Source organism: Saliphagus sp. GCM10025317 (assembly GCF_042663665.1).
In the GTDB taxonomy this organism is placed as follows: Archaea; Halobacteriota; Halobacteria; order Halobacteriales; family Natrialbaceae; genus Natronosalvus.
This window is the reverse complement of record NZ_JBHTAQ010000005.1, coordinates 617,857-640,228: the sequence shown is the minus strand read 5'-3', so window position 1 is coordinate 640,228 and position 22,372 is coordinate 617,857. Positions and strand designations below refer to the sequence as shown.

At 59.9% G+C, this 22,372-nt stretch carries 18 protein-coding genes and 1 pseudogene; 13 read left to right on the top strand and 6 right to left on the bottom strand.

The features are described from left to right. The first annotated feature begins 522 nt into the window (after positions 1 to 522). The gene (locus ACFQS4_RS05240) at positions 523 to 1,290 is read left to right on the top strand and encodes an IclR family transcriptional regulator (RefSeq protein WP_497902617.1); all 768 of its coding nucleotides are present in this window, start codon (positions 523 to 525) and stop codon (positions 1,288 to 1,290) included. An 87-nt stretch (positions 1,291 to 1,377) separates the two neighbouring features. After that, positions 1,378 to 2,538, top strand: coding sequence for a mandelate racemase/muconate lactonizing enzyme family protein (locus ACFQS4_RS05235; RefSeq protein ID WP_497902616.1), 1,161 nt, complete (start codon positions 1,378 to 1,380; stop codon positions 2,536 to 2,538). Positions 2,539 to 2,676: 138 nt separating this feature from the next. Here ACFQS4_RS05235 and ACFQS4_RS05230 read toward each other — a convergent pair whose 3' ends face one another. Continuing rightward, positions 2,677 to 3,462 carry an SDR family NAD(P)-dependent oxidoreductase gene (locus ACFQS4_RS05230; protein ID WP_497902615.1) on the bottom strand — a complete coding sequence of 262 codons (786 nt, stop codon included), beginning with the start codon at positions 3,460 to 3,462 and terminating at the stop codon, positions 2,677 to 2,679. A gap of 811 nt (positions 3,463 to 4,273) precedes the next feature. On the opposite strand from ACFQS4_RS05230, the pseudogene ACFQS4_RS05225 reads away from it, so the two are divergent. The 5 genes and pseudogenes from ACFQS4_RS05225 to ACFQS4_RS05205 all read left to right on the top strand — a co-directional run bounded on the left by ACFQS4_RS05225 (position 4,274) and on the right by ACFQS4_RS05205 (position 11,797). Next, positions 4,274 to 4,887 (top strand): annotated as a pseudogene (locus ACFQS4_RS05225) (transposase domain-containing protein). Positions 4,888 to 5,465: 578 nt separating this feature from the next. Further along, positions 5,466 to 6,431 (top strand): transcription initiation factor IIB, encoded by a 966-nt coding sequence (locus ACFQS4_RS05220; RefSeq protein WP_312911656.1) that lies wholly within the window; start codon positions 5,466 to 5,468, stop codon positions 6,429 to 6,431. Between the two features lie 741 nt (positions 6,432 to 7,172). Further along, positions 7,173 to 7,892, top strand: a complete 720-nt coding sequence (locus ACFQS4_RS05215) for a winged helix-turn-helix transcriptional regulator (RefSeq protein ID WP_497902614.1) — start codon at positions 7,173 to 7,175, stop codon at positions 7,890 to 7,892. Between the two features lie 117 nt (positions 7,893 to 8,009). Then, positions 8,010 to 8,477, top strand: a complete 468-nt coding sequence (locus tag ACFQS4_RS05210; RefSeq protein ID WP_497902613.1) for a response regulator — start codon at positions 8,010 to 8,012, stop codon at positions 8,475 to 8,477. Positions 8,478 to 8,701: 224 nt separating this feature from the next. Further along, positions 8,702 to 11,797: a PAS domain S-box protein gene (locus ACFQS4_RS05205; protein ID WP_497902612.1), complete on the top strand. Its 3,096-nt coding sequence runs from the start codon at positions 8,702 to 8,704 to the stop codon at positions 11,795 to 11,797. A 263-nt stretch (positions 11,798 to 12,060) separates the two neighbouring features. Here ACFQS4_RS05205 and ACFQS4_RS05200 read toward each other — a convergent pair whose 3' ends face one another. The 5 genes from ACFQS4_RS05200 to ACFQS4_RS05180 form a co-directional block, all read right to left on the bottom strand. Then, the gene (locus tag ACFQS4_RS05200; protein ID WP_497902611.1) at positions 12,061 to 12,384 is read right to left on the bottom strand and encodes a winged helix-turn-helix domain-containing protein; all 324 of its coding nucleotides are present in this window, start codon (positions 12,382 to 12,384) and stop codon (positions 12,061 to 12,063) included. A 139-nt stretch (positions 12,385 to 12,523) separates the two neighbouring features. Continuing rightward, positions 12,524 to 13,528 carry an aldo/keto reductase gene (locus ACFQS4_RS05195; protein ID WP_497902610.1) on the bottom strand — a complete coding sequence of 335 codons (1,005 nt, stop codon included), beginning with the start codon at positions 13,526 to 13,528 and terminating at the stop codon, positions 12,524 to 12,526. Positions 13,529 to 13,570: 42 nt separating this feature from the next. Continuing rightward, positions 13,571 to 14,128 carry a YqaA family protein gene (locus ACFQS4_RS05190; protein WP_497902609.1) on the bottom strand — a complete coding sequence of 186 codons (558 nt, stop codon included), beginning with the start codon at positions 14,126 to 14,128 and terminating at the stop codon, positions 13,571 to 13,573. A gap of 272 nt (positions 14,129 to 14,400) precedes the next feature. Beyond that, the gene (locus tag ACFQS4_RS05185) at positions 14,401 to 15,159 is read right to left on the bottom strand and encodes a proteasome assembly chaperone family protein (protein WP_497902608.1); all 759 of its coding nucleotides are present in this window, start codon (positions 15,157 to 15,159) and stop codon (positions 14,401 to 14,403) included. A gap of 127 nt (positions 15,160 to 15,286) precedes the next feature. Beyond that, complete coding sequence (locus ACFQS4_RS05180) at positions 15,287 to 16,222, bottom strand: ROK family protein (RefSeq protein WP_497902607.1); 936 nt, start codon at positions 16,220 to 16,222, stop codon at positions 15,287 to 15,289. 461 nt (positions 16,223 to 16,683) lie between these two features. On the opposite strand from ACFQS4_RS05180, the gene ACFQS4_RS05175 reads away from it, so the two are divergent. The 6 genes from ACFQS4_RS05175 to ACFQS4_RS05150 all read left to right on the top strand — a co-directional run bounded on the left by ACFQS4_RS05175 (position 16,684) and on the right by ACFQS4_RS05150 (position 22,343). After that, positions 16,684 to 17,142, top strand: a complete 459-nt coding sequence (locus ACFQS4_RS05175; protein WP_497902606.1) for a hypothetical protein — start codon at positions 16,684 to 16,686, stop codon at positions 17,140 to 17,142. Between the two features lie 217 nt (positions 17,143 to 17,359). After that, entirely contained in the window at positions 17,360 to 18,670 is a 1,311-nt protein-coding gene (locus ACFQS4_RS05170; RefSeq protein WP_497902605.1) for an ABC transporter substrate-binding protein, read from the top strand. Positions 18,671 to 18,679: 9 nt separating this feature from the next. Then, the gene (locus ACFQS4_RS05165) at positions 18,680 to 19,609 is read left to right on the top strand and encodes a branched-chain amino acid ABC transporter permease (protein ID WP_497902604.1); all 930 of its coding nucleotides are present in this window, start codon (positions 18,680 to 18,682) and stop codon (positions 19,607 to 19,609) included. Position 19,610: 1 nt separating this feature from the next. After that, a complete protein-coding gene (locus ACFQS4_RS05160) occupies positions 19,611 to 20,792 on the top strand; it encodes a branched-chain amino acid ABC transporter permease (RefSeq protein ID WP_497902603.1) in 1,182 nt (393 codons plus the stop codon). Continuing rightward, complete coding sequence (locus ACFQS4_RS05155; RefSeq protein WP_497902602.1) at positions 20,785 to 21,597, top strand: ABC transporter ATP-binding protein; 813 nt, start codon at positions 20,785 to 20,787, stop codon at positions 21,595 to 21,597. The genes ACFQS4_RS05160 and ACFQS4_RS05155 overlap by 8 nt, the downstream gene beginning before the upstream one ends. Then, a complete protein-coding gene (locus tag ACFQS4_RS05150) occupies positions 21,594 to 22,343 on the top strand; it encodes an ABC transporter ATP-binding protein (RefSeq protein WP_497902601.1) in 750 nt (249 codons plus the stop codon). Before ACFQS4_RS05155 ends, ACFQS4_RS05150 begins: the two co-directional genes overlap by 4 nt. Positions 22,344 to 22,372: the final 29 nt, after the last annotated feature.

Sequence of the window (22,372 nt, the reverse complement as noted above, 5' to 3'; positions counted from 1 at the left end):
ATCTGTCCACTGCAAGGAGCCTTGCCGAAACAGCACTCGAGTTGGAAGCCTCTCGGAATCTGGATACCACCTGTGGACGCAGTCGACTTTCAAAGCTGGTGGTCTCGGCTCTTAATCCATTTATATTGGAACAAGGGGTGGCCAGAGGAGAGTAATTCCAATAGGGACGGAAATATGAAAATGGATCCATCCAGCGTGGAAGCCTACAATAGGTAACAAGCCGCTTGCGAGAACGCTGGCGCATTGAGATCGAGCTGAAGGGGGCGACTCAGTCGCAACTAGAATTACAAGCCTAAGCATGTAATATCACGAGTCGATTCTTCGATCGAGAGCACATCCTATCGACTTCGAAACGGACGATGGAATCCAATATAGTCGGAACGATGATGAGAGCCGCCTATAACGGTACGGATGGGGGCTGTAATTCCATCAATAATGGAAGCTGGAGTGATGGATCCTCGTTCATTGGATGTCTGGGCTTTCGAAGGGAACGTTAATCATCGTGGGCCACGAGGAAGCAGTATGCAACGAGAGGCCGAGTCCGGCAACACGATTCAGGCACTCGAACGGGCCTTCGAGATCGTAGAAACCCTCCGAGAACACGAGGGCCTCACTCTGACAGAACTCTCAGAGTTACTCGAGTTACCGACCAGTACCGCCCACGTCTACCTGAAGACCCTGGAAAAAGAGGGGTTCGTGACCCGCGAAAACCGGACCTACCGGAACGGGCTCAAATTCCTTGAGTACGGTGGCTACGCCCGTCGGCAGTACGAACTGTACAGTGCCGCGCGCCCGGTCCTCATGGAACTCGCCAATCAAACCGGCGAGCGAGCCGGGCTAGGTATCGAAGAAAACGGCAAGCGGGTCCTCATTAGCGTCGAGGACGGGACGTCAGCGGTGAGCGACAACGTCCCCATCGGTGAATTTACCGAGATGCACTGGACTGGCCTCGGGAAGTGCTTGCTCGCGTACTTGCCCCAGCAGCGCCGAGAGCAGATCATCGACGAGAGCGAGTTACCCAGAAGCACGGCAAACACGATCACCGACCCCGACGAACTCCGGCGCGAGCTGAAACAGATCAGGGAACAGGGCTACGCGATCGAGGACGAAGAACGGAGGGAAGGAATTCGTGGTGTAGAGGTTCCTATTCTCACGCCAGACGACGAAATTCTCGGCTCCATCGGGCTCACGGGCCCCGTCAACCGGTTCGATGCCACACAGATCACCGAGTACATCACGCTGCTCGAGGAGAAAGCAACCGTCGTAAAGTTGCGGACGGTCTACTACTGACCGGCCTCGGACAGCGTCTGGTCGATGTGTATCGGAGCACGGGACGGCATACCACAAATTTAAGACAGGGGCCGGGAATCGGTAAGTATGGAGATTACAGCGGTTAGTGCAATCCCCGTAACGGTACCTCTGGACCCGATAGAAGACGGAGGGATAGCACCCTATCGAACGAACCACGGCGCGCTGTCCGAGATGGATCGAATTCTCGTTCGCGTCGACACCGACGAGGACTACGTCGGCTGGGGTGAAGTCCGGGCCTTCCTCTCGCCGGCAGCCACGATCTCCGTCATCGAGGACGGCGTCGCGCCACTCGTCGTTGGGCAATCGCCCTTCGAGATTGGGAAGTTGCGACGACAGGTGTTCGTCGAATACACGAACTCGAATATGTTCTTCGCGCCTGTCGAGACCGCCTGCTGGGACATCGTCGGGAAAGCGCTGGACCGCCCGGTGTACGAGTTACTCGGCGGGTGGACAGCAAACCATCAAACTGAAATGAAACACCGTGATTACGTCGCCTCAGGAGAAGGCGATCGGCGCGTCGAATTCGCGTACGCGCTCGGAATCTTCTCGCCCGAAGAGTCCCGTCGCTACGCCCGGAAGGTCCTGGAGGAGGGCTACAACGTCCTCAAGACGAAGGCGGGCCGCGACTGGCGGACGGACGTGGAGCGAATTCGAGCGATGCACGACGAGGTAGACGGCCAACTAGAGTTCCGTATCGATCCGAACCAAGGGTGGACCGCCGAGGATACTGTTCGGCTCTGTGCCAAACTCGAGGACGCCGAGATCTATTTGCAGTACGTCGAACAGCCCATTCGGATCGACAATCACGGTTCGTTGGCGTCCCTGCGGAACCGCACTCGACAGCCGATCGCCGCCAACGAAGACACCTACGTTCCCAGAAATATGCGCCACCTGATCGAGACGAACGCAGTCGACGTCGGCGTCATCGATATCACTCCATCGGGCGGAATCGCAGGCGTTCGAGAGCTTGCCAGCATCGCGGAAGACGGTGGCATGTCCCTGGCTCACCACTGTGCGTTCGATCTCGGGATCCGGACCGCCGCGATTCTCCACACCGTGTACAGCACGCCGGCGATCAACCTCCCGAGTGATACGGCCTACTTCGGGTGGGAAGCTGACGTCATTCAGGATTCCTTCACGATCAACGAGGGCCACATGACCGTCCCAGACGGTCCCGGTCTGGGAATTGACGTCGACATGGACGCGATTGAACGCTATCGGCAGTGAAGACGTCCCGGAGGCGTGTCCAGCGAAACGCTGCTGTATAGCAATTCAGCCACTCAGCGGGTGACGTGACTGAACCAGACAATAGCCAGATACACTACCTTCAGGGGCGAGGGCCGAACGGGGCCTTGGGTTAGGACGTCAGACGCGATGGGCCGCCCAGCCGCCATCCACGTAGAGATCCGCTCCGTGGATGTAACTCGCTTCGTCACTCGCGAGGAAGGCAACGACATCTGCGACCTCCTCCGGTTCACCCAATTCGGGTAAGAGCGTCTGCTGTCGACTCCGTTCGATGCTCTCCTCGTCCTGATAATCCTGGATAGGGGTCTTGATGTAGCCGGGGGAGACGCAGTTCACGTTCACGTCGTGTGGTCCTAACTCGACCGCTAAGTCCCGGGTGAGATTGACCTGCCCGGCTTTCGCAGCAGCGTACGCGGGACCGGATCCGCCCTCTGTCGCGTTGACGGAGGCGATGTTGACGATGTCGCCGCTCACGTCCTTCAGATGAGGAATTGCGAACTTACAGCAGAAAAAGGTCCCATCGAGGTCGACGCCCAGCATCGTTCGCCAGTCGTCGATACTGGTCGACTGGGAGTCACCGAGGATCGAGACACCAGCATTGTTGATGAGGACGTCCAGTCGACCGTACGCCTCGAGCGTCTCGTTGATGAGTGATTCGACTGCGACGGGATCGGACACGTCGGTCGATACGAAGACGGCGTCGCCCGGGGTCTCCTCTCGAATCAGCCGTTCGGTCGGTGCCGAAACCTCGGAATCGTGGTGGATGCCCTGCTTCGGTTCGTTATTGCGAGATGCACAGACGACGTTTGCCCCGTCTTCGCCGAAACGACGAGCAATCCGTCGTCCGATACCGCTCGACGCACCCGTGACGATCACTGTTCGGCCTTCGTGCCGTTTCGAACACATACTCGTCCTACTCAACGGGTTCGACAGTTTAAAACCTCCTGTTCAACGGCCTTCGAGCTCGTTCAAGTACCTCCTAATTCCGAGCATCGATACCTGAATTACAGCCCAAACTGTTCGCCGCCTCGAGGCGAATCGAACCGTGTTTACGAATTGGATGACACTGAACGTCACCCTACAAATAGTGAAAACTCAGCTGCTACTCACCCCTTAGTTGCGTTTAGACAGATCGGTTCCCTGTGAACGTGATCGATCTGAACCACTAGCCAACAATTTCATTCCATTAATAGAGAATAGTTTGATATCAGAGTTTTTGGATTTAACACCAGTTAGGAAACATATACGAAACCGTTTAGGTTCCGTAACGTTCGTCTTTGGCGTCGAGCCCACGTCTTCGGCGGATATCGAGCAACGACCGGTCGCCACCGACGAGAACGGCGGTGTCGTCGGTGGCGTGATTCTCGCAGAGTTCCTCGAGAAAACGCACACGTCCCGACTCTGTTCCCGTTCGCTCAGACGCTGATTGCAGGAAAAAGCTTGGTCGAGGGTCAATACCGTCGTACAGCCAGTATTATCCATCGAGTGGGTTCACCGGTTTGTCGAAGGCAATGTGACCCGAACTTCGCGAATCGAGACTGAAGATCGGCGCCGTGGACCCATCTGTGGACAATCGTTCGAGCCCCCTTGATCCCGAATATGTCTATAATTACGATAATATCTAAAAACGAGTGTTCGTCAATATGTGCAGTGGCTAGTTAGACCAGTTTGAGGATCAAGCAGGACGTGGAGTTAGTTTGGACTAAAGCTTGCAGACATGCTCAGCGAGACGTACGCAGCGAATTTGATGAATGTTGGGAGCGTGAACGGACGGTGACGCCCGCCAGAGTGTTCGCCGTCTGCCTTCCCACGACCGGTTGTTTGCTTCGAGAGATACAAGCAATTCTTCGCTTTCTAGGCGGTGAGCGGTCTCACTAGGCCTTTTGGCAGTGGCTGAATCGGCAGTCTGACAGCGTTCCAGTCCCGCCGAGGGCTCCGCCTTCGGGGGTCGCGGTTGATGAGACCGCTGTCAAGATCAACGACAAATGATCGTGGGTGTCTGCTGCAATTGACCTTGACTCACGGTCGACCCTCGATGTCGCAATCGTTGGATGGCGAGGTACCAATCTAGCCGCTGCGTTCCTGCACCGATTGGCCGAGAAACATATCCTTCCCCCTACGCTGTGTTACTCGTCGGTGGTTACGGGTATCTGACTCCCCTTTCCGATTGAGTTTGAGTGGCCAGTTCGGCTACGTCGAGAGAAACCTGATCAAAAAGTGGTTTCATACGAAGAAGACGCCGGTTGGCAGTTTCCACAATTCGTGGGTAGACAGTCGGGAGCCAGTTTTGAGTATTTTATACACTACTATAACGTACACCGACCGTATTAGTCATTTAACGGATAGGCGTTAACTGAGGCGCTTAACTAGACAGTTCCAAGTAGTTCGGTGGATCTAGTGGTGCTGTCAATGTTAGATTACCTGATGAGGGGTATACGCAAAATGCTGTATCACTCAAGGAAAACTCGTCGGTGTATGGTATGGTTCACCCCAGTCGTCTCGATGGCCTACTGGGGATTTTTCGATCACCTCGAGGAACGACGCGGCTCTGTAGTGCTTACCGCCGGCATTACACAGAAGCAAGGAGAAAGCCCACGACTCTAGTCGTGGGATGAATCCGACACTCCGCTACCCAAACCACGTGCGATGGCAGGTCTGAGTCTCCCACGCTAATCCATACTTTTACGAACCAATATTACGTAGCACGTAGTCTCCTCAGGGCGACGCCACCGTCTCGAGGTAATCCCTTCTCGAGCGTTCCGTTGGTGAACGTAATCGTAATCGCACCGTCTGCAGCCTCTTCGTCCTCATCTCCCGCAGACGCCCCCAATAGTCGCTTCACTATCGACCGTACAAGATGGGCTCGAGTCCACCCAGTGTTTAACTCTCTCGAGGAATAATGAGAGGTAATGGAACGCCTGACTTCCCAGACAGAGCACACGAATCAGACAGAACGCGAAACTACTGGAGAAGAGGGTGTTCGAACCTGCCCGGAGTGTGAGTCGACGTCGCTGTCGAGAAGCGCAGACGGGAGCGAGATTAGCTGTGAGGACTGCGGACTGATTCTGGAAGAGGAGACGATCGATCGGGGGCCGGAGTGGCGAGCGTTCAACGCGGCCGAGCGCGACAGCAAGTCACGCGTCGGTGCGCCGACGACGCAGACGATGCACGACAAGGGCCTCACGACGACGATCGACTGGAAGAACCAGGACGCCTACGGACGGTCACTCTCCTCGGAAAAGCGCAGTCAGATGAATCGCCTGCGGAAGTGGCAAGAGCGAATCCGGACGAAGGACGCCGGCGAGCGAAACCTCCAGTTCGCGCTCTCCGAGACTGATCGGATGGCCTCCGCCCTGGGCGTTCCGCGCTCGGTCCGTGAGGTCGCGAGTGTGCTCTATCGACGCGCGCTCGAGGAGGACCTCATCCGCGGGCGGTCCATCGAGGGCGTCTCCACGAGTACGTTGTATGCGGCCTGCCGGATGGAGGGGATTCCGCGATCCCTCGACGAGATTGCCGCCGTTTCGCGGGTCGACCGGATGGAGATCGGCCGCACGTATCGGTACATTTCGAAGGAACTCGGCCTCGAGATGCAACCCGTCGATCCGAAGAAGTACGTCCCTCGCTTCTGTTCCGAACTCGAGTTGCCCGAAGAAGTACAATCGAAGGCCAACGAGATTATCGACACCACGGCCGAGAAGGGGATGTTATCGGGGAAGTCACCGACAGGATATGCCGCAGCCGCCATCTATGCCGCGGCGCTCCTCTGTAACAAGAAAAAGACCCAGCGGGAAGTCGCGAACGTTGCCCAGGTGACCGAGGTCACGATTCGAAATCGATACCAGGAGCAGATTAGCGCGATGGGAATTCACGAATAACCAAAACTGGTCTCGTTGCTCGTCAGAGGGAATCCGGATCTGTATTAGGAATATCCCTCGAATAGCGGCCCCGTCCATATCGATCAGTTGTACTGATTCGGTTCTGGAATCGCTTCATCAGTCACTAAGACCGTGTCATCTGGCGAAACGGAGCGCGGGTGGGTTCAACCTCGTGCTATCGTTCTCGGGATTTAAATATGATTTTGAAATAGCGCACGTTGATGAGCAATTCGCGAGACTCTGTCCCTCTGAGTGAAAACGGGCGAACCGCAGATAATACGAAACGGAAGGCATCAGCGAGTAGTTCTGGAAACAGGCCCAAATCCACAGTGAGAGCCGGTTCTTATCGGGAGGTTGAACAAGGAGAAACGTACGTTCACAGAGAGCATGGACTGATCGAGGTCTCCGGGATCTGGAAGGGTACCGAACAACTCGAGCGGGCTCGTCACATGGATGGGAAGGACACGGTCATCGTTGGGTTTACGACACACAACTCCGGCGAACGAGCACGTGAGGTCGCGGATACGTTCACCAGCTTTGTCCGTGACCTCGAGTGAGAACGTCTCAGAAAATCCGGCAGAAGTAAGTGTACTTTTTTTAGCTAACAACATTGACCGGTCACAGTATCGGTAAAAGTCGCTCACCTCCCGGCAGCGTCCATGGACGATCGAAATCCACGGGTCTGCCCGTGTGCACCGCCAGAGATCCGATTCGAACAACCACGATCGAACGGCAGAACCCATGCTCACCAGATCAACCCGGACCGTCCTGATCGCAGCCGTCGGAATCGTCCTCGTCCTGAACAGCTTCGCGGCGACCGGGATCGTCGTCGGAGAATCAACGAGCGAACCCACGACACACAGTCGTAACGATGCGGGGCTGATCGAGCCCCCCGACACGGTCGATAGCACGTCGTCCGAGACGACGCTCTCGATATCGTCCTCCACGGTCACGTCTATCGTCTTACTGGCTGGACACGCCCATTCAGGGAGTTCCGATCCGCTGGATCACGACGCCCGTCAAGAACTTTACGAGACGGTCCACCAGACGTCCGGAATATACCTCGGTGATCTTCGGGAGACCCACGACCTTCACCGCTCGACGCTCCGGTATCACCTCGAGGTCCTCGAACAGGCGGAGTTACTCGCATCCGTGACGGTATTCGGGAAGCTCTGGTACTATCCCACCGGGAGCGACACGAACCAGCTACGTGCCGCGCTCACCCACGAACCGACCGGAGACATCCTCGAGACAATTGCTCGCCTCGAACCCATCAGCGTGACGGATCTAGCGGAGGAAGTCGATCGGTCTGACAGTACGGTGTCACACCATCTGGAACGCCTCGAGGACAAAGGACTGGTCGAACAGGAACGTGGTAGCACGACGGTACTTTCACGGTTGGCACCAGAGGCCCGTGCCGAATTCGAAACGACGTCGGAGCTGGGACAGTGGACAGATTGACGAAGAGTCAGTCCCTCCACTACCTCGTTTAATGACCGTTACCTGTCGAGTTTGAAGGATTGGTCAGAACGCCCATATCAAACGAATTCGAACGTCCGGGCATGGAGGGATAACGCGATGAAAATCGTGAACAATCAGTTGCCCTCCTTTCATCAGTCGGCAGATATCTTGCTCGTCGAAGACAACGCCGGCGACGTTCGCCTCACCGAAGAGGCCTTCAAGGACGGTCGGATCGCGAACACGCTCTACGTCGTGAACGACGGCGTTCGTGCCCTCGACTTTCTCTACCAGCGTGGTGAGTACACGGATGCGCCGCGGCCTCACGTCGTCCTCCTCGACCTGAACCTCCCGCGAATGAACGGCGACGAAGTCCTCCAGAAAATTAGAGCTGATTCCGAGTTCGAACGGCTTCCGGTCATCGTCCTGACGACGTCAGAAGCGCAACACGACTTCGTGAGATCGATCGTCCCTGAGGCCGACGCCTATCTCGAGAAGCCGGTCGACCCCGACGGCTTCATCGACACCGTTCGCACGTTCGAATCCGTCTGGCTGTCAGTCGGCTGGGCGGAAGAGCGGGAAGAGTGACGGTCTTCGATCGAATGATGTGGCCAGTACGTCCCTGCATCGGCAGTAACTGGTACCAGACGTTGCCAGCCCATAATTGGTAGCGGCTTGAGCCTAGTGGTGGTGTGGATTTTGGATACTCGAACCCAGGATTCGGATTGTGAGTGAGGCAAGGATCTCGAGAGGTCCAGAACAGGGAGTGGATAGAGAAGCCTTTACGGTTGTACCCTCAGTACCGAGATAAAATGGGATCGTCCACCGAAGGTGGTGAAGAACTCCGCGCTCGTGTCCGTCAGCAAGAGGTTGTGGCCGAGCTCGGCCAACAAGCCCTCGAAAGCGATGATCTCGATCAGTTGATGTACGATGCGTCGGTTGCCGTAGCCGAGACGCTCGATACAGACTATTGTAAGATTCTCGAATTGCCATCCGATGGGGACGAAGTCTTTCTACGGCAGGGGATTGGTTGGCAGGAAGGTCTCGTCGGGAACGCGATTGTCCCAACTGGTCTGGACTCGCAGGCGGGCTATACGCTCCTCTCCGAAAAGCCGGTTATCGTCGATGACCTGCGCACCGAGAAGCGCTTTTCGGGGTCGGATTTACTCATCAATCACGATGTCGTCAGTGGAATCAGCGTCATCATCGGTTCCGTCGAAACTCCGTGGGGGGTGCTGGGAACGCACACGACTGAAAAGCGGGCGTTTACGGAGGATGACGCTAATTTCGTCCAAAACGTCGCGAACGTGCTCGCGTCTGCGATCGATCGCATGGAAAAAGAACGACGGTTGCGCGAGCGCGAGTCACAACTGGAGATGGCGACCACGGCCGCATCGATCGGACTGTGGACGTGGGATATTCAGGAAAACGTTGTTACCGCAGACGAGTATTTCACGGAATCGTATGATATGAATCCGGAGGCTATCACGGCAGGTGCTCCGATGGAAGCGTTCTACGAACCGATACTCGAGGACGATAGAGAGAAAACGTGGAAACAACTGGAACGAGCCGTTGAGGAGAGTGGTGAGCTTCAGGCTGAGTATCGCGTCAGGGGCCCTGGCGGGGACGTCTTATGGATGATGGCCAAAGGGGAGGTCGAATACGATGACGACGGTGAGCCGGTCCGATTGAACGGAGCGATCACCGATATCACCGAACAGAAAGAACGCGAACAGGAACTCCAGCGAGCGCTCGACCTGCTCGACAAGACCAGGCGTATCGCTGACGTCGGCGGTTGGGAGATTGATCCGGAGACGATGGAGATCTTCTGGACCGATCACATCTTTGACCTGCTAGAGATACCCCACGACGAGAAACCGTCCTTGGAGAAAGCCGTCGATATGTACCACGAGGACGACCGTTCGATCGTCGAGAACGCCATCGAAGAAGCGCTTGACAGCGGCGATCCCTTTGACGTGGAGGCGCGGATCCGGACACCTAACGGTGAAGTACGCTGGCTTCGGCTACAGGGGGAGCCAGAGACCGACAACGGCGAAATCGTTTCGCTCCGCGGGGCAGCACACGACATCACCGAGCACAAGGAACGCGAACGCGAATTGGAGCGATACGAAACGATGGTTGAGGCGGTCTGGGATGGGATTACCGCAGTCGACTCGGACCAATGCTTCGAGCAGGTCAATCAGGCATTTTGCGACATGACCGGGTACGATCGGGAAGAAATACTTGGCGAGCATGCCACGTCGATCCTCGACAAAGATACATACGAGAAGGCAGGCGAGTTATACGCAGAGGTAGTCGAAGGAACTCGTGACATCGTAAGAATTGAGTACGATTTGTTGACCGCGAGTGGGGACTCAATCCCGGTCGAAGCCAGGTTTGGCCCTCTCGAATATGAGGATGGCACGGTCGGAGGCGTCGGTGTCGTCCGTGACATAACCGAGCGCAAGGAGTACGAGCGACAGCTCGAAGACAGTGAGCGCCGCTATCGAACTCTCGCCGAAAACCTCGAGGAGATGGTGTGGGTCTCCGATGCCGATACGCGGGAAATTCTCTATCTCAACCCCGCTTATGAGGAGGTATTCAGGCGAGACCGCGAATCACTGCTCGACGATCCTCGTACCTTCCTTGAAACAGTCCATCCGAACGATCGCCAGCGCGTCGAGCACGCGTACACCGCTTTGCCTGGCGAAGAATTCGACGAGGAGTACCGTATCATTCGTCCGGATGGCCAGGTCCGATGGCTCGACGTTCGGGCCGTTCCCGCCCGCAATGAGGAAGGGAACGTAAGTCACGTTGTGGGCATCGCAGAGGACATTACCGAGCGCAAAGAGCGCGAACGTGCACTCGAGGAGTCTGAACGTCGGTATCGGACGCTGGTCGAACACTTTCCGAATGGTGCGGTTGGCTTGTTCGATGAAGACCTGTGTTATACTGCTGTTGGCGGGGAACTCGTGGGTGTGGCCGGTGTCAATCCGGAAGACCGGATCGGACGAAGTGTCTCCGACATCTATCCGGACGAACTCGTCGAAGAAGTCGAACCTTACTTTACTGCTGTCTTTGAGGGCGAATCGACAACGTTCGAGACTGAGTATCACGACCGTCATCTGTACGCCCACACCTTGCCAATCAGGGACGTCGATAACGAGGTGTTCGCAGGGATGCTCGTAGTGCAGGACGTCACGGAACGCAGGGAGTATCAACGCCGACTCGAGGAGTCGAACGAACGTCTCGAACAGTTCGCCTACGCCGCCTCTCACGACCTGCAAGAGCCACTGCGAATGGTTTCAAGCTACTTGCGACTCATCGAGCGGCGGTACAAGGATGAAATAGACGAGGACGGGCGTGAGTTTCTCGACTTTGCCGTCGACGGCGCTGACCGGATGCGCGAGATGATCGAGGGCCTGCTCCAGTACTCGCGGGTCGAGACGAAGGGAGATCGGTTCGAGCCAGTTGAGTTAGACGCGATCCTCGAGGATGCACGCGAAAATCTGCAGGTCAAAATCGAGGAGCGTGATGCCGAAATCACGTCTGAGTCGCTGCCCCGTATTGAAGGCGACGCCGGCCAGTTGCGCCAGGTGTTTCAGAACCTGCTAAGCAACGCAATCGAGTACAGCGACGAATCACCACGGGTATACATCTCGGCCGAACGGAATGGAGAAAAATGGATGGTGTCAGTTAGCGACGAGGGGATGGGGATTGAGCCGGATGAACAAGAGCGTATCTTCGAGATATTCCAACGAGGGTATAGTACCGAGGAGTATTCAGGAACCGGTATCGGGCTCGCACTCTGTGAACGGATTGTCGAACGGCACAACGGCGAGCTCTGGGTTGAGTCCGAACCCGGCGAAGGGTCGACGTTCTCGTTTACGCTGCCAGCAGCGGAGTGAAAGTCTAAACGATGAGCCGATTGCCTTCTCCTCATGCATAATACCACCATTTAGCTGAAGGAGAGGGTGCTAACTACGACTCATCGAACCTCGAGGAGGGCTGCGCAATTGGCCGTTCGACAGGGGACGACAGCGGTCGACGGGTCGGCGAGGCCACCGGCCCGCCTCGCGATACCTGGGTTCATCACTGAAACGTCAGAGAGCGACACGAAAATCCATTGCTCGCCATCTCTCGAGGTCCAGTGTCGGACCCCCTCGAGCGTTTACCCCTCGAGCGTTTCGTCGGTGAACTCGAGCGTCGTTGCACCGTCTTCGTTCCGTTCGGTTCCTTCTCCTGCAACCTCCGCGATGGACGCGTTCTCGAAGAGCAGGCGACGTCCGAGCCTCGAGATTCGATAGGCGGTCGCCTCGTCGTGGGCGACGACCAGGTCGTGCGTCTCGAACGTTCGGCATCGGTCGGTGACGTGTGCCGCCGAGTAGGGCAGATTGAGCGAGAGACTCTCGGGAGTGACCCACCCGAGATGCGTCGCGAGTTCGATCAGAATCGGGCGATCGGACGGGTCCATCCACGCTACGTCGTCAGTCATGCGATACAGGTAGTTCGACACCGTCGCCTCGCTTCAATCTTCGTCGCTGTCGCAAGCTGTGAATCGAAAGTTGTGGGATTTCTCCACGAATCTCCGTACGTCACGTCGTTCGGACCTAGATGCGTCCCGATGCCGTTCGCTACCCGGTCCTGTACAGCTTGCCGTTCTCGTCGTAGCGTGCCTCGAGGATGCGATCGAACTGCTCGTCCGAGAGGTCGACCTCGAGAGCCCCGAGGTTCTCCTCGAGCTGGTCGACCGTCCGCGCGCCGATAATCGGGACGCAGTCGAAGTCGGGCTGGTCGATCAGCCAACGAATTGCGACCTGGGCGGGCGAGGCGTCGCACTCGTCGGCGATCTCCCGAACTGCCTCGAGGACGTGCCAGCCGCGCTCTGAGACGTAGTAGTCCAGAAAGCGGTCGTCGAGCTGGGCGCGCGTCCCCTCGGGCGCCTCGAGATCGTAGGTATCCTCACCGGCGCGGTCGTACTTCCCGGTCAGGAAACCCCCAGCCAGCGGCGAGTACGGACAGACCGCCAGATCCTGGTCGGCACAGACGTCGAGGTACTCGGCAACGTCCTCGTAGTAGGCCGCGTGGAAGAGCGGCTGGGTGACCGTGAACGCCTCGTAGTTGTTGACGTCGGCTTTCCACAGCCCCTTCGTGAGCTTCCAGGCATCGGCCGTCGAGAGGCCGACGTAGTGGACTTTGCCGTCGCTCACGAGGTCATCGACGGCCCGAAGCGTCTGCTCGATGGGCGTCTCGTCGTCGAACCGGTGGAGGTAGAGCACGTCGAGGTAGTCCGTCCCGAGGCGCTCGAGTGAGCCCTCGACTTCCGCCCGGACGTTCTTCTTCGAGAGGTTCTCCTGGAAGCGCGAGACGGTCGACCAGTAGCACTTCGAGGCGACGATGAAGTCCTCGCGGTCGCGGTCAGCGAGCCACTCACCGATCCAGCGCTCGGAGTCCCCGTCGCCGTACCCGTTGGCGGTGTCGATGAAGTTCCCGCCCCGGTCGGCGAACGCCGACAGCAGGTCGTGGGCCGTCTTGCGGTCGGTCTCGAGGACTCCGTTCGATTCCTGGCCGAAGCGCCACGTGCCCAGACAGAGCGGCGAGACCTGCAGTCCCGTCGTCCCGAGTCGTCGGTAGTGCATACAGTGTCACTGCCACTGCGAGCGGGTTAAGAGTTCCAGTGGCTAGACCGCAACCGATGCCCCGCCGACGAGTCCAGCGGTCACGAGAAGCCTCCCGAGACTACCGACGAACGTCGCAATCGCGAATCGCAGGTAGTTCTTATCGAGGACTGCGAACGCGTAAATCGAGATCGTATCGGGGAAGAACGGGACCGACAGCGCCAACGCGAGACCGGCGTACCCGTATCGTCGGGCGAGCTGGGTGGATCGCTTCTCTGACCACTCCAGGACGTCCCACCTCGAGTTCCGAACCCAGCGGACGATCGGCCCGGATTGTTTGACCTCCTGGCCGATATGAAAGGCGAAGACGCTTCCGGCGGCCTTTCCGAGTGCGCTCACGAGCATGATTGTCGAGAGATGCACCCACGAGGGAAGCCCGAGATCGAGGGGCGCGAGCAGGACGATTTCGCTCGGTCCGGGAAGTGCGAACGCGATCAGAAACGAGTAGACGAAGATAATACCCATTCCGGGCCAGCCTGTCGCCGACTCGACGAGCGCCTCGAGGTTCCCGCCAATCGCGAGCGACAGTTCAGCTGCGAAGAACGGTGTCAGGTGTATCATGCGGCTGTGTGGAACGTGCGTTGGTACGTTGTCCTCGGTTCGCATCCGACCGACTCGAACCTGTCGATGCGCGCTCCGCTCCAATCGTGCGCACCATTCACAACCCTCGTTCGACGCGTGGCGCTACCGAGGCAACGCCGTCCTCGGTGATGCCTTCGCACCGGAGACAGACGGTGAATGAACCGAAAGCGGGCGAATCGTACGCTGACTGGAAAACTGGTGGTACCCCTTCACAGGACAGCCACGTCTCGAGGACAGTCCCGCAAGCCAGATTACCGAAACATTCCTCGGGCCTGCATCGGCTCTTCTTGCTGGTCCTGACCCTGGGGCTGCATCTGCTGGGCGAGTTGTTGTTTCTGGCGTTGGATCTCCTCGGCTTGCTCGCGGAGTTCGTCGGTGTCGACGTCGAACTCGACGAGTGGTTCGAGCGCGTTCTCGATGACGGACCGCGCCGCGGCCGGGTCGGGAACCCGCGGATCCGCCCGGACGAGCAGGAGTGCTGCCGGCACGTCCGCCTGGTGACACGCAGAGACGAGGGCGCCGGTCACGCCACCGACGGCCCCGGAGTCCGCGGCGAGTTCGATCCCCGCCGCCTCGAGTTCGTCTCGCAGGGCTTCGGTCGTGGCGGCTCCGATGACCTCGCCCCGTTGCTCCTCGGATTGGGCGGGCGCCCCGGCGAGGAAAATCGCCCGGCTGAAGTCGTCGACCAGCTCGTCGAGCACGCATTGACTCAAGTCGGCGAACGCCTCTTCCGGGATCGGCACGTCGCTCTCCAGAGTGAGGACGTCGGGATCCGTCCCGCCGTAGACGCGAACCGTGTCCTGGACGAGTCCGTCCGCGAACGAGGCGACGGGCGGAAACGAATCGGACCGAATCGATCCGTACTGCTCGAGTCCCAGCTGGTCGGTGAGTTGATCGACCGCGATCGACGCGACCAGCCCGTGTCCCGGCAGCCCTTCGATCAGCGTCGGTTGCGCCGCGTCGGGGTCGGACGACCGGTGGAATTCGACTCCGTCAGGGGTTGGCGTCATACCCGGCGGGCTACATCGGCTCGACACATATGCGTGGGGGACGAGGTTAGTCTCTCGGCGAATCCCCAGAAGCTCGATCCAGCAGTTCCCCATAGGGTTCGAAAACGGCGAGAACGCGTTCGCCGCCTCACTTCCGTCCGTTTTGGTCGGCTAGGGCCAGCGACCCATACAGCCCGATGAAGTCTCCGAGGGGCGTCACCTCGAGCGCCGGGCGCTCGACGAACAGATAGTCGTCGAGGTGGGCCTCGATGGCCTCCAAGAGGACTTCGGCGTTGTTCAGTGCGACCCCGCCACCCACCGTCACCAGCCCCGGGTCGTGGGCGTTACAGACTCCGCCGAGGCCCGCGGCGTTCAGCCGACCGATTCGGTCGAGGTAATCTTCGGCAACCTGGTCGCCAGCGTCGACGGCCTCGAACACCGCCTCGGCAGTTACGGTCTCGTGATCGAGCGTCGTCTCCCGGGACTCCTCGGCGAGCAGAGAGCGAACGTACTGCCCGATTCCTCGCCCGGAGCAGTACGCCTCCCACGCCCCTCGCACGCCACAGCTCTCGAGGTCCCCGTCTGCGACGATCGGTAGCAGGCCAACCTCGCCGGCGTGGCCGTGTTCGCCCCGGAGCAGGTGCCCGTCTTCGACGACGCCGCCGCCGATCCCGGTTCCGAAGGTGACGTGGGCGACCGTGCGGTAGTCCCCGTCTGCGCCGGCGCCGAAGGCGTACTCCCCGAGCGCCGAGGCGGTGCAGTCGTTCGCGACCGCCGTCGGGAGGCCGAACGACGCCTCGATTCGCTCGCCGAGTCGTACCTGCGGAACGGTCTCCCCGCCAGGCGTGTCGAACGAAAAGACCGTCCCCGCGTCGTCGACGAGGCCGGCCGTGGCGATACCGACCGCGTCGAGGTCGCCGTCCGCCTTTGCGGCCAGACGCTCGAGTGCCTCGAGCGTCTGGGTCTCGAGTTCGTATGGTCGCGTCGGTTCGGTCGCGACCTCGTCGAAGAATCCCTCTGACGGTGAGCCGAGAACGGAACGGAAATTCGTACTACCAATGCCGAAGACGGCGATCCGATTCATTGGACTCGAAAAATCGGCAGAGGGGTAAAGGTATGCTGATGCTAAGCTGGCGTGAGCGTCGAGAGCATCGTGCCCCAAACCATCGGTGTAGACATCGAATTGGGGAATTGTACGCCTGAATCAGCCTCCTTAGTGACCCGTTAGTGAAACAGTTCTCATCGAGACTCGAGGTTGCGAGTCTCGAGGCAGCTCTGCCAGGTACACTCGGGTAGAAAGCACGAAAACAGGCGAAGCGCCAGGGTCAGCGAAAGATATTGATTCACTCGAGCTCAGGCCGACTCCTTGTCCGATCGTTCTAACCGGTTATTACCCCGTTGGTCCGCAAAATTAGCGAGAAGCCGTAGATCCTAACGAACGCAGGAACGAGCAGCGTAACCGACCATAGCCGTCCGTAATCCCCCGATGACTCCGCGTTACGGCGCTCGTACTTACGGCTGACGGCCGCACAGTCACGCCTCGAGATGGCCCCCGCGATCGTTCACTTCCTCGTCGGTGCCTCGCTCGTCCTCCTCCTGGCAGCGCCGCTGGCGGCCCGGTACGACATCGACGGACGGTGGCCGCTGTGGCTGGTCGTCATCGGCGGCATCTGGGGTCTGGGTCCAGACATCTACCACGTCACGCCAGTGTACCAGGCCCAGCTCGGGGCCTTCCACGATACCGCGTGGGCCGACCTGTTCGCGTTTCACCACACCCTCGACCGGCCGTTCGTCCGCGCGCGGTACGACGCGAGCGTTTTTGGCGCAATCGCGCTCTTCCTGGGCGCGGTGAGCGTGTACACGATCGGGGACGCGCTGGTACCGCGGAGGAAGGGAACTGACGAGCCAGCACGGCCGACGCTGGCGTCCCCGTCGTTGCTGTTTCTCAGCGCGGCGATCCTCGGTGGACTCGTGAGCCTGCTCGTGTACGCGGCGATCGCTTGAGCGGTTCCCTCCTCGGATGACAGTGACGCACGTCCGTTTCAGGTTCAGTTGGACGCAGACGCCGAGTTCCCGTCTACCCCAGCGTGTCGCTCGAACGCTCCAGAGAGTTCCGTCGGTCCAATTCGGAAATACGAGGTTAGGGTAGATATTTGACTGGTTTGCCTGTGGTCGGGGGGGTCAAAGCTAAGATGTCTGGTTCGAAACTACTACGATAGATATGGCAATGGATAACACGTTACGACCGAGTCGTCGGAAGGTGCTGACGTACACTGGAGCTGCAGGGTTGGCAGCTGTCGCCGGGTGTATCAGTACGACGGACGAAGAGGGCAATGGAAACGGGAACGGAAACGGCGATGGGAATGGCGACGACGATGGAAACGGCAATGGCAATGGCAACGGGAACGGCGACGAGACAGTCTACGAAATCGGGATGGTCGACTCCCTGACCGGCTCGCTGGCCGACTTCGGCGAACGAAACCAGCGCGCGAAGGATCTGGCGCTCGAGCACGTCAACGAGGTGGGGGTCGGCGACGGCGAACTCGGGATCATCGTCGAGGACTCAGAGAGCGAGAGTCAGGCCGGCGTCTCGGCAGCCCAGAAGCTGGTCAACCAGGACAACGTGCCGTTTCTCATCGGTGCGGTCGGATCGGGCGTCTCGCTGTCGATTTACGAGAGCGTGATCCAGGATACGGAGGTCGTCCAGTTGAGCCAGAACTCGACTGGGCTCGGGTTGACGGATTTCCCCGGACTGCTCCGGATGTCCCCGAGCGGTCGCACGCAATCGATCGCCCTCGCGGACATCATCGCGGAGGACGGCTACGACGAGGTCGCGGTCACGTACATCAACGACGAGTTCGGCGAGAGCCTCTACGACGCGTTCGAGGAAGCCTACGAGGGCGAAATTGCCTACGAGAGCGCCCACAACGCCGAGGAAGCGTCGTACTCGAGTCTGGTTTCGGAGATGAACAGCTCCGAGGCCGAGGCGTGGCTCTGTATCACCTACCAGCAGGAGTTCGCGACGATGGTGACCGATATGTTCGAGAGCGGGTACGAACCACAGCTCTACGGCGCCGACTCGAACCGCGGGGACACCGTCATCGAGAACACGCCGGAAGGCAGCATGGACGGGATGAAACTCGTCGAGCCGGCAGCCCCGGAAGACCAGGACAACTACCAGGACTTCGCGGCGGCCTTCGAGGAGGAGTACGACGAGGCCCCCACGGCCTGGTCGGCCTTCGCCTACGACTGCGTCGTGACGGCCGCTCTCTCGATCGCGGCTGCCGACGACTTCACCGGCGAGGCGCTCGGCGAGGTCGTCCGCGACGTCACGCGTCCCGAGGGCGAGGAGGTGTTCACCTACGAGGACGCCCACGCGATCCTGGCCGACGGCGGGTCGGCGTCTGACATCGACTATCAGGGGGTCAGCGGGCCGATCGACTTCGACGAGAACGGCGATCCGCGAGGCAGTCTCGTCGTCTTCGAAGTCCAGGACCACGACTACGAGGCAATCGAGTTCCGGCAGTCGTAGGTCCATCCAATGTCTGTCATCGAATTTGCGGCCAACGGCGTCGTCTACAGCAGCATCATCGTTCTCGGGAGCATCGGCCTCGCGATCATCTACTCCATCGCCGGCTTCGCCAACTTCGCCCACGGCGATACCATGACGGTCGGCGGGTACGCGGCGTTCGTCGCCTTCGGCGCGATCGGTGGCCTCGGCGCAACCGTCCTCGCGCTGCCAGTCGGCTTTTTCGTCGCCTTGCTAGTCGGCATTGCGGTCGCCGCCGCCGTCGCTATTATCACCGAGAAAATCGTCTACGAGCCCCTGGACATCGGCTCCATCGGCCTCCTCATCACCTCGATCGGGGTTGCGTTCGTCTACCGGGCGCTGATCCAACTCGGCTTCGGTGCCGGTCGGAACCAGTTCGACATTCCCGCCCAGCGGCCGATCGAGGAGCTGATCTCCTACGGCGTTCTGGTCACCCCCCACGACCTCGCCATCGTCATTTCCGCGCTCGTTCTCGTCGTCGGCGTTCACGTCCTGCTCCAGTACACCGATCTCGGGCGCAAGATGCGGGCGATGGCCGACAACCCCGACCTCGCTCGAGCCAGCGGCATCCGAACCCACCGAATCAAGCTGTGGTCGTGGGTCCTCGGCGCGGGACTGGCGGGGGCGGGTGGCGCGTTCCTGGGGCTCTACAACGCCCTGACGCCGCGGGTGGGATTTAGCGTTCTGCTGGTTATCTTCGCCGCGGTGATCCTCGGCGGGATCGGTTCGGTGTACGGCGCGATGCTCGGGGGCTTTCTCATCGGCATGGTCGTCGAGATGACGCCGCTGCTCTCTCGCGTGGGTATCCCGATCGGCGTCGACTACGGCCCCGCGGTCGCGTTCGTGATCATGGTCGTCGTCTTGCTCGTTCGTCCGACCGGCATCGCCGGCGACGGAACCGCGGGCGGGGAGGGGATCTGACGTGACCGATCGATTCGATTTCGGGGCTTACTGGTCGAACCTGACGAACGCGGAAAAACGTCTCACTATGGCGTTGAGCGTCCTCGTGTTTGGGCTGGTGATCGCGCTTCTCACCGGCGCGCTCGGCGCCTCGTACTTTCTGTTCCTGTTCGGACTGGGCGGGATGTACGCGCTGCTCTCGCTGGGACTCAACAGCCAGTGGGGGTTCACCGGTCTGATCAACTTCAGTGTCGCCGCCTTCTTCGGCATCGGCGCCTACGGTGCGGCGCTGATGACCGGGAGCAACTCGCCGATCGCCGGCGGGTTCAATCCGATTTTCGGGCTCGCTATCGGCCTAGTGCTGGCCGCGATTGTCGCCGTCGCCATCGGCATCCCGACGCTTCGTCTACGGGCCGATTACCTCGCTATCGCTACGCTCGGACTGGCGGAAGTGCTCCGGCTGGTCTTGCAGAACGAACGCCAGTGGACCAACGGCAGTGCCGGGATTCGCGGCATTCCCAGTTTCTTCGACGGGTGGCCGCTCCTCGGCGAGTTCCCGCAGTCGATGCCCGGTCTCGAGATCGCCATCGTCCCGGGATCGCCTGTAATCCTCGGGACGCCGTTCTGGCGCCAGTTGCTCAACGTGACGCTGTTGCTGGGGTTTCTGGGCGCGGCGTTTTTGATCCTCCGGCGGGCCCAGCGCTCGCCGTGGGGGCGACTGCAGCGCACGATTCGGGCCGACGAGGACCTGGCGAAGGCACTCGGGAAGAACACGTACAGCTACAAGATGCAGGCGTTCGTGCTGGGCAGTCTCATCATGGCGCTTGCAGGCGTCTTCTACGCTCACCTCAACCTCTTCGTCAACCCGGGCGACCTCGACCCAATCACGACGTTCTACGTCTGGGTCGCGGTTATTCTCGGCGGCAGCGGCTCGAATCGCGGGGCCTTGCTGGGCGGGTTCGTCGTCGTCGCCATCCGCGAAGGGTCTCGGTTCGCGAACGACATTTCGTGGCTGCCCTTCGACGCGGCACCGTTGCGGCTGCTGATGATCGGTCTCTTGATCATCCTGGTCATGCGATTCCGGCCACAGGGAATTCTCCCGCCGCAGCGAGAGTTGATCTGGCCGAGCGCAATCGGTCGCGAGGCGCCGTCCCGATCCGATCGCGGCGTGCCACAGTCCAACGGCGGTGAAACCGATGAGTGAATCCACAGCCAACGCTCGAACGAGCGCCCACATGGCGAAAAATGACGTTCTCCTTCGCGTCGAGGACCTCCAGAAGTCATTCGGCGCGTTGCAGGTGACCGACCACGCGAGCTTCGCGGTCGAACGCGGCTCGATCACCGGCCTCATTGGGCCGAACGGCGCCGGCAAGTCGACCATCTTCAATCTCATCTCGGGGTTCTACGAACCCGAGGGAGGCACGGTCACCGTCGACGGTACCGACGTCACCGGGTTAGAACCCTACGAGGTCGCCACCCACGGCCTCATCCGGACGTTCCAGACTCCCCGCAAGGTCGAGGGGATGACCGTCCGAGAGGCGATGCTCGTTGGACCTCAGAACCAGCCCGGCGAGTCGTTCTTCGAGCTGTTCACCGCCCCCTCGAGGGTCGGCGAGGCCGAACGTGAGAACCTCGAGCGCGTCGAGCAGATCCTCGAAGAGTTCGAGATCGATCACCTCGCGACCCAGCCGGCGACGGACCTCTCGGGCGGACAGATGAAACTGGTCGAACTGGCTCGTGCGATGCTCGCCGAGCCCGAAATATTGCTGCTCGACGAGCCGGTCGCCGGAGTAAACCCGACGCTGGCGAACAAGCTAGCCGTCCAGATCGAGCGGCTCAACGACCAGGGAATCACGTTCTTGATCATCGAACACGACATGGAGTTCATCATGAACCTCGCAGATCCGATCATCGTCCTCGATCAGGGGAGCGTCCTCACGGAAGGCCGACCCGACGAGATCCGCGCGAACGACCGCGTCATCGACGCCTATCTCGGTGGTGGCGCGTGAGCGCGACTCGAGACCTCGAGGATGGGACGACCGCGGTCGAAAACGCCGTCCTCAGCCTCGAGGGGGTCGACAGCGGCTACGGCGAGGTGCAGGTACTCGACGACTGCTCATTGCACCTCGACACCGACGAGATCGTCTGTCTGATTGGGCCGAACGGGGCCGGGAAGTCGACCGTCCTCAAGACGGCATTCGGGATGCTGACGCCGTGGACGGGCTCCGTCCGCTATCACGGCGAGGACATCGGCGGCATGGCCCCGGAAGACATCGTTCGTGAGGGCATCGGCTACGTTCCCCAGACCGAGAACGTCTTCGGCTCGCTCACCATCGCCGAGAACCTCCGGATGGGCGGCGTCGCCCGAAAGGACGACCTCGGGCCGGTGCTCGACGAACTGTACGAGCGGTTCCCGCTCCTGGAGGAAAAGCGCACGCAGAAGGCCCGGAACCTCTCGGGCGGTCAACGCCAGATCCTCGCACTCGCTCGAGCACTGGTGATGGAACCCGACGTCCTGTTGATCGACGAGCCCTCTGCCGGGCTCGCGCCGAATACGGCCGATGACGTGTTCGCCGAGGTCCAGACGGTCAACGAGATGGACACGTCGATCCTGATGGTCGAACAGAACGCCAAGAAGGGGCTGGGAATTTCTGACCGCGGCTACGTCCTCGACCAGGGCAGCGTCCGGTTCGAGGGTCGCGCCGACGCGCTGCTCGAGGACGACGAGGTCGGCAGGCTCTACCTGGGCGGCTAATCTCCTCGATTCCTCGCTACGCTGGGCGG

Bases quoted from the DNA above. Each gene is read 5' to 3' on its own strand.
- ACFQS4_RS05215 (WP_497902614.1), top strand. From the start codon at position 7,173: ATGCTCACCAGATCAACCCGGACCGTCCTGATCGCAGCCGTCGGAATC.
- ACFQS4_RS05240 (WP_497902617.1), top strand. From the start codon at position 523: ATGCAACGAGAGGCCGAGTCCGGCAACACGATTCAGGCACTCGAACGG.
- ACFQS4_RS05200 (WP_497902611.1), bottom strand. From the start codon at position 12,384: ATGACTGACGACGTAGCGTGGATGGACCCGTCCGATCGCCCGATTCTG.
- ACFQS4_RS05230 (WP_497902615.1), bottom strand. From the start codon at position 3,462: ATGTGTTCGAAACGGCACGAAGGCCGAACAGTGATCGTCACGGGTGCG.
- ACFQS4_RS05220 (WP_312911656.1), top strand. From the start codon at position 5,466: ATGGAACGCCTGACTTCCCAGACAGAGCACACGAATCAGACAGAACGC.
- ACFQS4_RS05235 (WP_497902616.1), top strand. From the start codon at position 1,378: ATGGAGATTACAGCGGTTAGTGCAATCCCCGTAACGGTACCTCTGGAC.
- ACFQS4_RS05175 (WP_497902606.1), top strand. From the start codon at position 16,684: ATGGCCCCCGCGATCGTTCACTTCCTCGTCGGTGCCTCGCTCGTCCTC.
- ACFQS4_RS05165 (WP_497902604.1), top strand. From the start codon at position 18,680: ATGTCTGTCATCGAATTTGCGGCCAACGGCGTCGTCTACAGCAGCATC.
- ACFQS4_RS05195 (WP_497902610.1), bottom strand. From the start codon at position 13,528: ATGCACTACCGACGACTCGGGACGACGGGACTGCAGGTCTCGCCGCTC.
- ACFQS4_RS05210 (WP_497902613.1), top strand. From the start codon at position 8,010: ATGAAAATCGTGAACAATCAGTTGCCCTCCTTTCATCAGTCGGCAGAT.
- ACFQS4_RS05205 (WP_497902612.1), top strand. From the start codon at position 8,702: ATGGGATCGTCCACCGAAGGTGGTGAAGAACTCCGCGCTCGTGTCCGT.
- ACFQS4_RS05155 (WP_497902602.1), top strand. From the start codon at position 20,785: ATGAGTGAATCCACAGCCAACGCTCGAACGAGCGCCCACATGGCGAAA.
- ACFQS4_RS05170 (WP_497902605.1), top strand. From the start codon at position 17,360: ATGGCAATGGATAACACGTTACGACCGAGTCGTCGGAAGGTGCTGACG.
- ACFQS4_RS05185 (WP_497902608.1), bottom strand. From the start codon at position 15,159: ATGACGCCAACCCCTGACGGAGTCGAATTCCACCGGTCGTCCGACCCC.
- ACFQS4_RS05180 (WP_497902607.1), bottom strand. From the start codon at position 16,222: ATGAATCGGATCGCCGTCTTCGGCATTGGTAGTACGAATTTCCGTTCC.
- ACFQS4_RS05190 (WP_497902609.1), bottom strand. From the start codon at position 14,128: ATGATACACCTGACACCGTTCTTCGCAGCTGAACTGTCGCTCGCGATT.